Here is a 14,652-nt window from a genome sequence, read left to right on the forward strand (position 1 = left end):
TGGGTTCGGCTTGGTTGCTCTTTTTCTCGGGGCGTCGTTCGGTAGAGAATGTTTGGTGTCGCCTCCCCCCCCGCCGAGCGCTCCCCCCCGACGGGGAGGGACCCCTGAGATGCTCACCCTGGCTGACCAGCTCGCCGCGTGGCTCGTGCCCGGCGCGGTGCCGTTCGCCGTCGCGACCGTCGTCGGCGCGTCCGGCTCGGTGCCGCGGCCGGTCGGCACCGCGATGGCCGTGCGCGCCGACGGCGCCGTGATCGGCAGCCTCTCCGGCGGCTGCGTGGAGGCGGCCGTGCACGCGGCCGCGCTCGACGCGATCGCCGTCGGCGAGTGCCACCGCGAGACCTTCGGATACTCCGACGACGACGCGTTCGCCGTCGGGCTCACGTGCGGCGGCAGCCTCGAGGTGCACGTGCAGCCCGTGCGCCCTGGCGACGAGGGCGACCCCGCCGCCGTCGCCCTCGCCCGCCTGGCTGGCGCCGGCGGCGACTCCGCCGCGCTCGTGCGCCGGCTCGACGTCGCGCGCCCGACCGCCGTCCTCCTGCGGGACCTGTCAGGGCCAGAGGGCGGTATGCCCGGCGCCGGCCCTGACAGCTCGCTACGAGGGCTGGTCGACGACGGCGCGCTGCCGGCCGTGTCCGCCCAGGTCGCGGCCGTGCTGCGGGCGGGTGGCGCCGCGGCCGTCCACGCGGCGCCCGGCGTGCCCGACGGCGCGTGCGACGACGGCGCCCCGGAGGAGCCCGTGACGCTGCTCGTCGAGACCCGGCTCCCGCCGCCGCGCTTCGTCGTCGTCGGCGCCAACGACTTCGCGGGCGCGCTCGTGCGTGCCGTGCACCTGCTCGGGTACCGCGTGACGCTCGTCGACGCCCGCGAGGTGTTCGCCGCGCCCCGCCGGTTCCCGCAGGCGGACGAGGTGGTCGTGGACTGGCCGGACCGCTACCTCGCCGCCGAGGCCGCGGCCGGGCGGCTCGACGCCCGCACCGCGGTCGCCGTCCTCACCCACGACGTGAAGTTCGACGTCCCGACCCTGCGGCTCGCGCTCGGGCTGCCGCTCGCGTACGTGGGGGCGATGGGCTCGCGCCGCTCGCACTCCCAGCGGCTGCAGGCCCTGCGCGACGAGGGCGTCACGCCCGACCGGCTGGCGCGGCTGCGCTCGCCGATCGGGCTCGACCTCGGCGCCGTGACGCCGGAGGAGGTGGCCGTGTCGGTCGTCGCCGAGCTCGTCGCGGTGCGCTACGGGCGGGACGCCGCCGTCCCTCTCAGCCGCACGGACGGGCCGCTGCACGCGGCCGGCGGCACCACCCCCGGCACGACCCGGAGCAAGGAGCACCCCCGGTGGACATGAACACCGTCACCGACCTGGTCCCCACCGCCGACCCCGCCGACTGGCGCGAGGGCGACGCGTGGCTGGCGGGCGGCACCGTCCTGTTCTCGTACGGCAGCCAGACGCTGCGCCGCCTGCTCGACCTCACGAGCGCCGGCTGGCCGGCGCTCACGGTGACCGACGACGGGCTGGAGATCGCCGCGACCTGCACGGTCGCCGAGCTGTACGCCTTCCCGGCGGCCGCGGCGTCGGCCCCGGTGCGCGCCGCGTGGCCCGCGCTCGCCCTCGTGCGCCCGTGCTGCGACGCGTTCGTCGCGTCGTTCAAGATCTGGAACACGTCGACGGTCGGCGGGAACGTCGTGACGTCGTTGCCCGCGGGGCCGATGACGTCGCTCACCGCGGCCCTGGACGGCGTCGCCGAGGTGTGGGGGCCGGGCGGGGCGCGGCGCACCGAGCCCGTGGCCGAGCTGGTCACCGGCGAGATGCGCAACACCCTGGCACCGGCCGAGCTGCTGCGCGCGATCCGGCTCCCGGCCGCCGCGCTGCGCGCCCGCACCGCTTTCCGGCGGCTGTCGCTGTCGAACCTCGGCCGCTCCGGCGTGCTGCTGATCGGCCGGCTCGACGCGCCCGATGACGGCGGCGCGCTCGTCATCACCGTGACCGCGTCGACCCGCCGGCCGGTCCGGCTGCGGTTCCCCGCCGGCACGCACCCCGACGCCGCGGGACTGGCCGCCGCGATCGACGCCGCCATCCCGTCCGACCTCTACCACGACGACATCCACGGCCTCCCGGCCTGGCGTCGTGACATGACCTACCGGCTCGCGGAGGAGATCCGCGCCGAACTGACCGACGGAGGCCGGCGATGACCGACGCGACCACCCGCCCCACGACCCTCTCCCCGGGCGCCTCGCCCGTGCTCCGGGTGGACGGCCGCGACGTGGACGCCGTGCCGCGCGCCGGCCAGTGCCTGCGCACGTTCCTGCGGGAGCAGGGCTCGCTCGGCGTGAAGAAGGGCTGCGACGGCGGCGACTGCGGCGCGTGCACCGTGCACGTCGACGGGCTGCCCGTGCACAGCTGCGTGTACCCCGCGCGGCGCGCGGCCGGGCGCGAGGTGACCACGATCGCCGGGCTCGCGGCCACGGCCGAGGAGCCCACCGCGGAGGGCCTGCACCCGGTGCAGCAGCAGTTCCACGACGCGCAGGGCTTCCAGTGCGGCTTCTGCACGGCGGGCATGATCATGACGGCCGCCACCTTCGACGACGACCAGCGCGCGAACCTGCCCCGCAACCTCAAGGGCAACCTGTGCCGGTGCACGGGCTACCGGGCGGTCGCCGACGCGGTGCTCGGCGACGACGCGTGCGGCACGGCCCACCCGGCCGGGGCCGCGCCCTGCGACCACGCCCACGACGGGTGGACGCCGCAGCGCTCCCGCGGCGTCGGGGACCGGCCGGCCGGCTCCGCCGCGTCGGGCACTGCGTTCGGCACCTCGGAGCCCGCCCCCGCGAGCCGCGGCGTGGTGACCGGCCAGGTGCGCTACACGCTCGACGTCGACCCGGAGGCGTACCCGGGCCTGCTGCACCTCAAGCTGGCGCGGTCGCCGCACGCGCACGCGCGCATCCTGTCGGTCGACGCCTCCGACGCGCTCGCCGTGCCCGGCGTGCGGGCCGTGCTCACGCACGAGGACGCGCCGTCCGCCCGGTTCAGCACGGCCCAGCACGAGCTGTGGACCGACGACCCGGATGACACCCGGGTCCTCGACGACGTCGTGCGGTACGTCGGGCAGCGGGTGGCCGCCGTCGTCGCGGACTCGGTGGCCGCGGCGGAGGAGGGCGTGCGCCGGCTGCGCGTCGAGTACGACGTGCTGCCGGCGCTGATCGACCCGGAGCAGGCGATGGCGCCCGGGGCCCCGCTCGTGCACCCGGACCTGGACGCCGTCACCGCGCGCGTGTCGCGGCCGGGCGCCAACGTCGTCGCCGAGCTGCACAGCGAGCTGGGCGACGTCGAGGCGGGCCTCGCGGAGGCCGACGTCGTGCACGAGGCGATGTACCGCACCCAGCGCGTGCAGAACGCGGCGCTCGAGACGCACGCCGCGATCGCGTCCTTCGACGACGACGGCCGCCTGGTCGTGCGGTCCTCCACCCAGGTGCCGTTCCTCGCGCGCCGCCACCTCGCGCGCGTGCTGGACCTGCCCATGGACCGCGTGCGCGTGGTGTGCGAGCGCGTGGGCGGAGGCTTCGGCGGCAAGCAGGAGGTGCTCGTCGAGGACGTCGCCGGGCTCGCGGCCCTGAAGCTCGGACGCCCCGTGCAGCTGGAGCTCACGCGCACGGACACGTTCGTCGGCACGACGACGCGGCACCCGTTCCGCATCAAGGTCCGTGCCGGCGCGCGCCGCGACGGGACGCTGACCGCGCTGCACCTGGACGTGCTGAGCAACACGGGCGCGTACGGCAACCACGGGCCGGGCGTGATGTTCCACGGCTGCGGCGAGTCGATCGCCGTCTACTCCTGCGCGAACAAGAAGGTCGACGCGCACTGCGTCTACACGCACACGCTGCCCGCAGGCGCCTTTCGTGGGTACGGGCTGAGCCAGATGATCTTCGCCGTCGAGTCGGCGATGGACGAGCTGGCCCGGCAGCTGGGCATGGACCCGCTGGAGCTGCGGCGCCGCAACGTGGTTCGCCCGGGCGTGCCGATGCTGTCCACCGCGCCCGAGCCCGAGGAGGACGTGCTGTACGGCAGCTACGGCCTCGACCAGTGCATCGAGCTGGCCGACGACGCGCTGGCCCGCGGTCGCGCGCGCGACGTCGCGGCGTACGGTGCTGACCCCGCCGACCCGGCCCGCCCGTGGCTCGGGGCGGAGTGGGGCGTCGGCGAGGGCGCGGCCCTGTCGATGATCGACACCGTGCCGCCGCGCGGCCACGTGTCGCACGCCCGCGCCCGGCTGCGCCCCGACGGCGTGGTGGAGGCCGAGGTCGGCACCGCCGAGTTCGGCAACGGCACCACGACCGTGCACGCGCAGCTCGTGGCCAGCGCGCTGGGGCAGCGGGCGGCCGACGTCGTCGTCCGGCAGTCCGACACCGACCTGGTCGACCACGACACCGGCGCCTTCGGGTCCACCGGCACGGTGGTGGCGGGCAAGGCGTCGCTCGCGGCGGCGACCGAGCTCGCCGAGCGCGTGCGGGTGGTGGCGTCGTCGCTCACGGGCACGCCGTCGGCAGACTGCACGCTGGTGCCCGGCGGGGTCGAGTACGGCGGCGGCTCGGTGGTGCCGCTGGCCGAGGTGGCGCGCCATGCCCGGGCCGCGGGCGTGCGGCTCGAGGCCGAGGGACGCTGGGGCGGCACGCCGCGGTCCGTCGCGTTCAACGTGCACGGCTTCCGCGTGGCCGTGCACCGCGGCACCGGCGAGATCCGCATCCTGCAGAGCGTCCAGGCCGCCGACGCCGGGGAGGTCGTCAACCCGCGCCAGTGCCGCGGCCAGGTGGAGGGTGGCATCGCCCAGGCGCTCGGTGCCGCGCTCTACGAAGACGTCGTGATCGACGACACGGGCCGCGTCACGACCGACATCTTCCGCCAGTACCACCTGCCCACCTTCGCGGACGTGCCGCGCAGCGAGGTGTACTTCGCCGAGACCTCGGACTCCACCGGGCCGATGGGGGCGAAGTCCATGAGCGAGAGCCCGTTCAACCCCGTCGCCCCGGCGCTCGCGAACGCGCTGCGCGCTGCGACCGGGGTGCGGTTCACCGAGCTGCCGCTCGCGCGCGACAAGGTCTACCTGGGCATCAAGGCGGCCGCGGCGTCGTGACCGCCGGGGCCTTGTGGACGGTCAGGCGAGCAGGTCGAGGTCGGCCTCGGTGTCGACGTCGCGCCCGTCGCCGGGGTGCGTGACGACGTCGATCAGGTCGGCGTGCGCGCGCAGGAACGCGCGCGCCCCGGCGTCGCCGACGGCGCTCGCGGCGGCCGGCCCGGCGAGCGCGGCGTCGAGGACGAGCGGGTGCGACCAGCGCGGCCGGTCCCGGTCGGGAGCGTCGGCCCAGCGCGACGCGGTGACGTGGCCGGGGCGGTGCGCGGCCAGCAGGCGCGCGACGTCGTCGGGCGTCACGCCCGGCTGGTCCACGTGCGCGACGACGAGCCGCGCCGGCGGCACGCCGTCCCGCGGCTCCAGCGCGGCCGCGACGCCGGCACGCAGGGACGAGGCCATGCCCGTGGCCCAGCCGGGGTTGAGCACGACGCGGACCCCGGGGCCGTCGAGCGACGCCGCGGCACGCACGCGCTCCGCCCCCGCGCCGAGCACGACGACGACCGCGTCGCACCCGCCGGCGAGCAGGACAGCCGTGACGTGCTCGACGAGCGGGCGGCCGCGATGGGGCAGGAGCGCCTTGGGGCCGCGTCCCAGTCGGGTCCCCGCGCCGGCCGCGAGGAGCACCGCGACGTCGGAGGTCCGGTCCGGGAGCAGAGGCGCGGCAGGCACCCGGCCAGGATAGGTCGCGGGCGGGTGCGCTCGGGCGCCGCCGGGCCGACCCGCGGCGACCTGGGGATTTTGCCGGGACTTGGCCCCGTCATCGGCGGCGGCAGACACCGCTATGCTCAGCGCGGCCCAGCGGCCGCGCGACTCGAACTTCCCCGACCCGCACGACACCGAAGGATTCCGGATGAGCTTCTTGGAGAAGCTGCGTGGACAGCTGATCGACATCGTCGAGTTCCTCGACGAGAGCCGGGACACGATCGTCTGGCGCTTCCCCCGCCAGGGCAACGAGATCAAGAACCAGGCCAGGCTGGTCGTGCGCGAGGGGCAGGCGGCGGTGTTCGTCAGCGAGGGCCGCCTCGCCGACGTCTTCGGCCCGGGCACGTACACGCTGGAGACGAAGAACCTGCCGATCCTGTCCACGCTCCAGGGCTGGAAGCACGGGTTCAGCTCGCCGTTCAAGGCGGAGGTCTACTTCGTCGCGACCCGCCAGTTCACGGACCTCACCTGGGGCACGCAGAACCCGGTGATCCTGCGCGACCCCGAGCTCGGGGCGGTCCGTGTCCGCGCCTTCGGCACCTACGCGCTGCGGGTGGTGGACCCCGCCGCGCTCCTGCGGCAGCTCGTGGGCACCGACCCGCAGTTCCGCACGGACGAGATCGGCGACTACTTCCGCAGCCTCGTCGTGGGCCGGCTCGGCCCGGCGCTGGCCGAGGCGGGCGTCGCCGTGATCGACCTCGCCGCGAACCAGCGCGAGATCGCCGGCCGCCTGGCGGACCAGCTCTCCGAGGACCTGACGGAGTACGGCGTCGCCGTGCCGCGGTTCGTCCTCGAGAACGTCTCGTTCCCGCCGGAGGTCGAGGCGGCGCTCGACAAGCGGACCCGGATGGCCGTCGTCGGTGACCTGGACCAGTACACGAAGTTCCAGGCGGCGGCGGCGATCGAGACCGCCGCCGCCAACCCGGGCGGGGCCGGCGAGGGCCTCGGCTCGGGGATGGGCGTGGGGATGGGCCTGGCGATGGGGCAGCAGATGGCCCAGGCGCTGGCGCCGTCGGCGCCGCCCGCGGCGGCCGCGCCGCCGCCCGCGGGCCCGCCGCCCCTGCCGGTCGCCGAGTCCCCGTGGTTCTGGTCGGCCGCCGGGTCGCAGGCCGGCCCGGGCACCGCGGCGGACCTCGCCGCGCTCGTGGGTACCGGCGACCTCACGCGCGAGACCCTCGTGTGGCAGCAGGGCATGGCCGCGTGGACGCCGGCCGGGCAGGTGCCCGTGCTCGCCCCGCTCCTCGCGGCGACACCGCCCCCGCTGCCGCCGCAGGCGGGGCCGTCGAGCGGGACCGGGGGCCGGTCGTGAGCGACGTGCGGGACGACCTCGTGCGCACGCGCTGCGACGCGTGCGGTTCCCAGCTCGCCTACGTGCCCGGCACGCAGCACTTGCGGTGCGGGGCGTGCGGCGGTGAGGTGGAGATCGTCCACGCGGCGGGCGACGCCGTCGACGAGCACTCGTTCGACGCGTGGGCCGCCGCGCAGGACGCGACGCGCGCGGGCCTCCTGGAGGACCGCCTGCTCACGTGCGACGGGTGCGGCGCGACGACGCGCGGCACGGACCTGTCCGCGGCCTGCCGCTTCTGCGGCGGCCACCTCGTCGCGGTCGCGGAGGCGGACGGGCTCGTGCAGCCGGAAGCGGTCGTCCCGTTCGGCGTGGAGCAGGCGCGGGCACGCGAGGCGTTCCGCCGGTGGGTGCGCTCGCGACCGTTCGCGCCGAGCGAGCTCAAGAAGGTCGGCGACACGGAGTCGCTGCACGGCTCGTACGTGCCCCACTGGACCTTCGACGCCGAGACGTCGTCGTCGTACACGGGTCAGCGCGGCGACGAGTACCACGTCACCGTGAAGGACGGCGACGAGGAGCGCCAGGAGCGGCGGGTGAGCTGGACGCCGGTCTCGGGCCGGGTCGAGCGGTCCTTCGACGACGTCCTGGTCCCGGCCTCGTCCCAGGTGTCCGAGACCGATCTGCGCCGGCTCGGGCCGTGGGCGCTGGAGGACGCCGTGCCGTTCCGGGCGGAGTACCTGGCCGGGTACTCCGCGGCGCGGTACGAGGTGGAGCCCGCCGCCGGCCTCGAGCGGGCCAAGGCGACGATGGCGAAGGCCATCACGGCCGACGTCCGGCGGGACATCGGTGGCGACGAGCAGCGGGTCGGCTCGGTGGCGACGGCGTACACCGACGTGATGTTCAAGCTGGTCCTGCTCCCGCTGTGGATCGCGACCTACGTGTACGCGGGCCGGCAGTGGCAGGTCATGGTCAACGCGAACACGGGGCAGGTGGTCGGGAGGCGGCCGTTCAGCGCGGTGAAGATCACGGTCGCCGTGCTCGTCGTGCTCCTCGTCGTCGTCGCGCTGGTGCTCTGGTACGTGACCTCGCGGACGTGAGGCTCAGGCGTCCCGGCGCGCGTCGTACGCCCGCTGGGCCGCGCTGACCTCGTCGACCGAGCCCTCGAGGACGTCGAGGAGCCCGACGAGCCGGTCGGCGACGCGGCGGCCGAGGTCGGTGAGCGAGTACTCGACGTGCGGGGGGATGGTCGTGCGGACCTCCCGGGCGACCATGCCGTCGCGCTCGAGCGTCTGCAGCGTCTGGGCCAGCATCTTCTCGCTCACACCGTCGATCCGACGGCGCAGCGCGTTGAAGCGCACGGCGCCGTCGCGCAGCCCGGCCACGGTCAGGACGCCCCAGCGGCCGGTGACCGCCTCGAGCGCCTGGCGCGAGGTGCAGCCGCGGGAGAACACGTCGGCGATCATCGCGTCGGTCGGGCCCGGGGCGACGTCGTCGCTGCGGACGCCGTCGAGAGCGGCTGCGGGGGAGTCGGTGGTCACCCGCCCAGGATACGGCGCGGCGCGGAGGCGGGCACTGTGACGATCACCGCACCTGCGGTGGGTTGGCACTTACGAAAAGTAAGTGCATGCTGGCGGGGTCGGCCCGGCACGGGCCGGCCGCGATCCCGACCTGAGCCTGCCTCCGAAGGAGCATCACCATGACCATCGCCGTCACCGGTACCAGCGGCCACCTGGGCCGCCTCGTCGTCGAGTCCCTCCTCGCCCGGGGCGCCGCGCCCGCCGACGTCGTGGCCCTCGCCCGCTCGACGGCGAAGGTCGCCGACCTCGCGGGGCCGGACGGGCCCGGCGTCGTGGTCCGCGAGGCCGACTACGACCGCCCCGAGACCCTGGTCCCCGCACTCGACGGCGTCGAGGTGCTGGTGCTCGTCTCCGGCTCCGAGGTCGGCCGCCGGGTGCCGCAGCACCAGGCCGTGATCGAGGCGGCCAAGGGCGCCGGCGTCCGCCGCGTCGTCTACACGAGCGCCCCGCACGCCGACACCTCGCCCCTGATCCTCGCCCCCGAGCACAAGGCGACCGAGGAGCTGCTCGCGGCCTCGGGCCTGTCCACCACGGTGCTCCGCAACGGCTGGTACACCGAGAACTACCTCGGCGACGTGCAGCAGGCGCGCGAGTCGGGCGAGATCGCGCGCAGCGTCGGGGACGGCCGCGTCGCCAGCGCGAGCCGCGCGGACTACGCCGAGGCCGCGGCCGTCGTCGCCCTCGACGCGCGCCGTGACGGCGCCCACGACGGCGCCGTGTACGAGCTGTCCGGGGACGTGGCGTGGGACTTCGACGAGCTCGCCGCCGCGGCCGCCGAGATCGTCGGCCGGCCCGTGACGTACCGGCGGCTCACCGCCGACGAGCACCGCGAGCAGCTGCTCGCGGCAGGCCTGGACGAGGGCACCGCCGGGTTCGTCGTCGCCCTCGACGGCGACACGCGCGCGGGCCTGCTCGCCGAGACGTCGGGCGACCTCGCCCGCCTGATCGGTCGCCCCACCACGCCGCTCCTCGACGGGCTGCGCCAGGGCCTGGAGGCCTGACCCGGCGGTCGGCGACCGGGGCGCGGCACCCGCACCCCGCGGACGTGTCCGTGCCCCGGGCGCGAGACTCCCTACACTCGCCCGGTGCGTCGTGTGCTGAGCCGTTGGGTGGACCCGTTCGTCGTCACGCTGGTCGTGGTGATGGTGCTGGGGCTGGTGGTGCCCGTCGGCCCGGGCGTGCAGCAGGTCGTCGACGTCGCGGCCGACGTCGCGGTGACGATCCTGTTCCTCGTCTACGGCGCGCGCCTCTCGACCCGTGAGGTGTGGGCGGGCCTGCGCAACTGGCGCCTGCAGGGCGGCATCCTCGTCGCCACGTACGTGCTCTTCCCGGTGCTCGGGCTCGTCGTCGCGTGGGCGATCGCCCCGCTGGTCGGCGCTCCGCTCGCCGCCGGGATGCTCTACCTGTCCCTGCTGCCGTCCACGGTGCAGTCGTCGGTGGCGTTCACGTCCGTGGCGCGCGGCAACGTGGCGGGCGCGATCTGCGGGGCCACGGTGTCGAACGTGCTCGGCATGGTGCTCACGCCGCTGCTGGTGCTGTGGCTCATGACCGACGCGGAGGGCGGGAGCGCCACCGCCGGCCACGGCCTCGACGGGCTGCAGACGGTGCTGCTCCAGCTGCTGCTCCCGTTCGTCGTGGGCCAGCTGCTGCAGCCCTGGGTGGGCGACCGGCTCCGCGCGCGGCGCTGGCTCACCCTGTCGGTCGACCGCGGCACCATCCTCGTCGTGGTGTTCTCCGCCGTGGCGGCGGCGAGCTCCGCGGGCGTGTGGGCCGGCATCTCCGGCTGGGCGATCGTGGCGCTGCTGGTGGTCAGCGGCGTGTTCCTCGCGATCATGCTGGGCCTCACGTGGTGGGGCGGGGCGGCCCTCAAGCTGCCCGCCGAGGACCGGATCGCGCTGCTCATGTGCGGGTCCAAGAAGTCCCTCGCCACCGGCCTGCCCATGGCCAGCGTGCTGTTCCCCGTCGCCGCGGCGGGCGTGATCGCGGTCCCGGTGATCATCTTCCACCAGCTCCAGCTCGTGGTGTGCGCCGTGCTCGCGCGCCGTCTCGCGCTGCGCGACTGAGCGGCGCCGGCGGGGCTGCGAGCATCCTGGCCCCGCGTCTAGCGTCGAGGGCATGACGAAGGGCGACGACGGCGAGCGGTGGTCGCAGGACGTGACCGAGCACTCCGACGCGCTCGACCTCGAGGACGACGTCTTCACCTGGGACGACCCGGCGCGCATCGCGGCATCCCTGAAGCGGTCGGCCGAGGCGAGCGACCGGCGCAAGGGCTCGGCGTACCGCTCGGCCATGTCGATGCTGACGTTCTACGTCAACCGCGCCGGGAAGAACCTCCCCGCCGCGCAGCGCGACGTCCTCGAGCGCGCGAAGGACGAGCTGCGCAAGACGTTCGGGCGCGCCTGACCCCGCCTCGGCCGAACGCGACCCCGGTGAGCTCCTCGGCATCGCCCACGGCCACCTTGGTCGGGGTGAGGTCGTGCGCGCTGCGTGCCATGGGCACCACGCTGCCCACGGCTCGGGGGTGATCCAGGGTCCGGCGATCCGTGGCCGGGCCGTCCGCCCCCTAGACTGGCGGCGCCCGGACGACGACGTCGGGAGGTCGCGATGCAAGGGGACAGCTTCTCCGCGGGGCACGGCCCGCGCGGGGTCGGGGTGCGTCGTGACCCGCGCACCGTGCGCGCCGCGTACGAACGCTTCCTCGGCACGGGCGAGCCGCCCGGCGGCATCGACCCCGTCGTCGCCGACTCCTGGCGCCGCTCCCTGCGCAACGGCGTCGACCCGGACACCCCGCACCCGCAGGTCGCGCTGGCCGACGCCGAGCTCGCCGCCTACCGCGCCGCCCACCCGCTCGCCGCCGTCATGCCGGTCGTGCGGGAGCTCGTCGTCGACGGCGCGGCGGACGACGGCCTGGTCGTCGCCGTCTCCGACGAGATCGGCCGCCTGCTCTGGGTGGAGGGGAACCGTCGCCTCCGCGGCGCGGTCGACCGCGTGGGCTTCGTCGAGGGCGCCGTGTGGGGCGAGGAGAGCGTGGGCACCAACGCGCCGGGCACGGCGCTCGCGACCCGCAGGGCGGTCCAGGTGATCGGCGCCGAGCACTTCTCCCGACCCGTGCAGGAGCTCAGCTGCGCCGCCGCGCCCATCCGCGACCCCGCCACGGGCCGGGTGCTCGGCGTCCTCGACGTCACGGGACGGCGGGCCGCGGCGACGCACGTCGTGCTGTCGCTCGTGCGGGCCACCGTCGCGACCGTGGAGCGCGAGCTCGCGACCCGCGCCGCCGCGGCCGCGCACCCGGCAGGCGTCGGCCCCGTCGACCTCCGCGTGCTCGGGCGGCCCGTGCTGCGGACGCCCGCAGGGGAGCGGTCGTTGTCGCTGCGGCACGCCGAGATCCTGCTGCTGCTCGCGGAGCACCCGTCGGGCCTCGCCGCCGACGAGCTCGCCGTGCTGCTGCACCCCGGGGAACTCTCCGACGTCACCGTGCGGGCCGAGGTCTCCCGGCTGCGGCACGTCGTCGGCGCGCTGCTGGCCGGGTCGCGGCCGTACCGGCTCGCCCGCCCCCTGCGCACCGACGCGGGCGACGTGCGCGCGGCCCTCGCCGACGGCGACGCGCGCGCCGCCGTCGACGCCTACGCGCCACTGCTGCCGCGGTCCGTGGCCCCGGGCGTCGAGCGCCTGCGCGCCGAGCTCTCGGCCGAGGTCCGTGCCGCCGTCCTGGCCGCCGGCGACCCGGACGCCCTGGACGCGTGGGTGCGCGGTGCCGACGGCGCCGACGACCACGCCGCCTGGACCCGCCTGCTCGACGTCGCCCCGGCCGGCAGCCCGCAGGCCGTGCGCGCCCGCGCCCGTGCCGGGCTGCTCGACGCCGAGCTGGGCTGAGGGTCAGCAGCGCTCGAGCGCGCCCTCGAGGTCGTCGCCGGGGCAGACACTGCGGCTCCAGGTGCCCGACCCGTAGGTGTCGCCTGTCGTGTCGCGGAAGATCTCGAGGCCGCCGCCCCCGACGCGGTAGTAGGTGAACGTCGGGTCGCCCTCGGTGGTCGGAGTCATCACCGTGAGCTCGGCCCCGGACTCCCACGCCGCGTCGAGGCAGTCACGCGCGTCGGCAGGGATCCCGCCACCCTGCGCGCCGTGCTCGACCTCGCCGCAGGAGGTGCGCTGCTCCCGGAGGACGAACAGGGATCGGGCGAGCGCGCCCGGCGTGAGCACGAAGGCGCCCACCACCACGGCGAGCACCACTCCCGCGCCGATCAGCAACCGCGACCTGCCGCGCATCGACGCCTCCCGTCCCGTCGCGGGCCGGCTCCTGGCCCTCCGGCGATCCTGCGGTCCGCTCGGGCCAGGGTCCAGCCCGGACCGTCGTGCGGACCGCACTGCAACGGAACTGCAACCCTGCGCCTCCTACCGTCGCGTCCATCGCGGCGCGACGAGGCGCCGCACGTGCGAGGAGGCAGCATGACCGTCTACGCAGCCCCCGGTCAGCCCGGGGCGATCGCCGAGTACCGCGCCCGGTACGACCACTGGATCGGCGGGGAGTATGTCCCGCCGGCGAGCGGGCAGTACTTCGAGAACCCCAGCCCGGTCACGGGGCAGACCTTCACCGAGGTGGCGCGCGGGAACGCCGAGGACATCGAGCGCGCGCTCGACGCCGCCCACGGAGCGGCGCCCGCGTGGGGGCGCACGTCCGTCACGGAGCGGGCGAACGTCCTCAACAGGATCGCCGACCGCATGGAGGCGCACCTCGAGGAGATCGCGGTCGCCGAGACCTGGGAGAACGGCAAGCCCGTCCGCGAGACCCTCGCCGCCGACATCCCGCTCGCCATCGACCACTTCCGCTACTTCGCGGGCGCCATCCGCGCGCAGGAGGGGTCGATCTCGGAGATCGACGAGGACACCGTCGCGTACCACTTCCACGAGCCGCTCGGCGTGGTCGGGCAGATCATCCCGTGGAACTTCCCGATCCTCATGGCCACGTGGAAGCTGGCCCCGGCGCTCGCGGCGGGCAACGCCGTCGTGCTCAAGCCGGCCGAGCAGACCCCGGCGTCGATCCTGTTCCTCATGGACCTCATCGGCGACCTGCTGCCGCCCGGCGTGGTCAACGTCGTCAACGGGTTCGGCGTCGAGGCGGGCAAGCCGCTCGCGTCGAGCTCGCGCATCCGCAAGATCGCGTTCACCGGCGAGACGACGACCGGCCGCCTGATCATGCAGTACGCGTCGCAGAACATCATCCCGGTGACGCTGGAGCTCGGCGGCAAGAGCCCGAACATCTTCTTCTCGGACGTCGCGTCGGCGAAGGACGACTACTACGACAAGGCCCTCGAGGGGTTCACGATGTTCGCCCTCAACCAGGGGGAGGTGTGCACCTGCCCGTCGCGCGCGCTGATCCAGGCCGACATCTACGACCAGTTCCTCGGCGACGCCCTGGAGCGCACGAAGGCCGTGAAGCAGGGCAACCCGCTGGACACCGACACGATGATCGGCGCGCAGGCGAGCAACGACCAGCTCGAGAAGATCCTGTCGTACATCGACATCGGCAAGGCGGAGGGCGCCAAGGTCCTCACGGGCGGGGGTCGCGCGGAGATGGACGGCGACCTGGCGGGCGGCTACTACGTGACGCCCACCGTCTTCGAGGGCAAGAACTCGATGCGGATCTTCCAGGAGGAGATCTTCGGGCCGGTCGTGTCGGTGACGGAGTTCGCGGACTTCGACGACGCCATGAAGATCGCCAACGACACCCTCTACGGGCTCGGCGCGGGCGTCTGGTCCCGGCAGGGCGAGACGGCGTACCGCGCGGGGCGCACCATCGAGGCCGGGCGCGTGTGGACGAACTGCTACCACGCGTACCCGGCGGCCGCGGCGTTCGGCGGGTACAAGGGCTCCGGCGTCGGGCGCGAGAACCACAAGATGATGCTCGACCACTACCAGCAGACGAAGAACCTCCTGGTCAGCTACTCGGGCCAGAAGCTCGGGTTCTTCTAGA

General features: G+C 75.2%; 13 protein-coding genes. 10 read left to right on the forward strand and 3 right to left on the reverse strand.

The features are described from left to right. The first annotated feature begins 109 nt into the window (after nt 1-109). From ACFVS0_RS05655 to ACFVS0_RS05665, 3 genes are read left to right on the forward strand one after another with little or no spacing between them, the layout of a single operon-like run. Entirely contained in the window at nt 110-1,339 is a 1,230-nt protein-coding gene (locus ACFVS0_RS05655; protein WP_430587399.1) for an XdhC family protein, read from the forward strand. Then, nucleotides 1,330-2,184, forward strand: coding sequence for an FAD binding domain-containing protein (locus tag ACFVS0_RS05660; RefSeq protein WP_430587400.1), 855 nt, complete (start codon nt 1,330-1,332; stop codon nt 2,182-2,184). The genes ACFVS0_RS05655 and ACFVS0_RS05660 overlap by 10 nt, the downstream gene beginning before the upstream one ends. Beyond that, entirely contained in the window at nt 2,181-5,120 is a 2,940-nt protein-coding gene (locus ACFVS0_RS05665) for a molybdopterin-dependent oxidoreductase (RefSeq protein WP_430587401.1), read from the forward strand. Before ACFVS0_RS05660 ends, ACFVS0_RS05665 begins: the two co-directional genes overlap by 4 nt. Nucleotides 5,121-5,141: 21 nt before the next feature. On the opposite strand, the gene ACFVS0_RS05670 is transcribed toward ACFVS0_RS05665, so the two are convergent. After that, nucleotides 5,142-5,786, reverse strand: a complete 645-nt coding sequence (locus ACFVS0_RS05670) for an NTP transferase domain-containing protein (protein ID WP_430587402.1) — start codon at nt 5,784-5,786, stop codon at nt 5,142-5,144. Nucleotides 5,787-5,967: 181 nt separating this feature from the next. Between ACFVS0_RS05670 and ACFVS0_RS05675 the strand changes: the two genes are divergently transcribed. Then, on the forward strand, nt 5,968-7,128 hold the full coding sequence (locus ACFVS0_RS05675) for an SPFH domain-containing protein (RefSeq protein WP_430587403.1): 1,161 nt from the start codon (nt 5,968-5,970) through the stop codon (nt 7,126-7,128). Then, complete coding sequence (locus ACFVS0_RS05680; RefSeq protein ID WP_430587404.1) at nt 7,125-8,201, forward strand: hypothetical protein; 1,077 nt, start codon at nt 7,125-7,127, stop codon at nt 8,199-8,201. The genes ACFVS0_RS05675 and ACFVS0_RS05680 overlap by 4 nt, the downstream gene beginning before the upstream one ends. Nucleotides 8,202-8,204: 3 nt before the next feature. Here ACFVS0_RS05680 and ACFVS0_RS05685 read toward each other — a convergent pair whose 3' ends face one another. After that, nucleotides 8,205-8,642 carry a winged helix-turn-helix transcriptional regulator gene (locus tag ACFVS0_RS05685; protein ID WP_430563906.1) on the reverse strand — a complete coding sequence of 146 codons (438 nt, stop codon included), beginning with the start codon at nt 8,640-8,642 and terminating at the stop codon, nt 8,205-8,207. A 158-nt stretch (nt 8,643-8,800) separates the two neighbouring features. On the opposite strand from ACFVS0_RS05685, the gene ACFVS0_RS05690 reads away from it, so the two are divergent. The 4 genes from ACFVS0_RS05690 to ACFVS0_RS05705 all read left to right on the forward strand — a co-directional run bounded on the left by ACFVS0_RS05690 (nt 8,801) and on the right by ACFVS0_RS05705 (nt 12,554). Continuing rightward, nucleotides 8,801-9,682 (forward strand): SDR family oxidoreductase, encoded by an 882-nt coding sequence (locus ACFVS0_RS05690; RefSeq protein WP_430587405.1) that lies wholly within the window; start codon nt 8,801-8,803, stop codon nt 9,680-9,682. Between the two features lie 84 nt (nt 9,683-9,766). Further along, a complete protein-coding gene (locus tag ACFVS0_RS05695) occupies nt 9,767-10,744 on the forward strand; it encodes a bile acid:sodium symporter family protein (protein WP_430587406.1) in 978 nt (325 codons plus the stop codon). Nucleotides 10,745-10,796: 52 nt separating this feature from the next. Continuing rightward, nucleotides 10,797-11,084: a DUF3175 domain-containing protein gene (locus ACFVS0_RS05700; RefSeq protein WP_430587407.1), complete on the forward strand. Its 288-nt coding sequence runs from the start codon at nt 10,797-10,799 to the stop codon at nt 11,082-11,084. Nucleotides 11,085-11,285: 201 nt separating this feature from the next. Next, nucleotides 11,286-12,554 (forward strand): GAF domain-containing protein, encoded by a 1,269-nt coding sequence (locus ACFVS0_RS05705; protein WP_430587408.1) that lies wholly within the window; start codon nt 11,286-11,288, stop codon nt 12,552-12,554. 3 nt (nt 12,555-12,557) lie between these two features. Here ACFVS0_RS05705 and ACFVS0_RS05710 read toward each other — a convergent pair whose 3' ends face one another. Beyond that, on the reverse strand, nt 12,558-12,947 hold the full coding sequence (locus tag ACFVS0_RS05710; RefSeq protein ID WP_430587409.1) for a hypothetical protein: 390 nt from the start codon (nt 12,945-12,947) through the stop codon (nt 12,558-12,560). A gap of 180 nt (nt 12,948-13,127) precedes the next feature. Between ACFVS0_RS05710 and ACFVS0_RS05715 the strand changes: the two genes are divergently transcribed. Then, entirely contained in the window at nt 13,128-14,651 is a 1,524-nt protein-coding gene (locus tag ACFVS0_RS05715) for an aldehyde dehydrogenase family protein (RefSeq protein WP_430549594.1), read from the forward strand. The last annotated feature ends 1 nt before the right edge of the window (nt 14,652 follow it).

Source organism: Isoptericola sp. NPDC058082 (assembly GCF_042885055.1).
Classification (GTDB): Bacteria; Actinomycetota; Actinomycetes; order Actinomycetales; family Cellulomonadaceae; genus Isoptericola.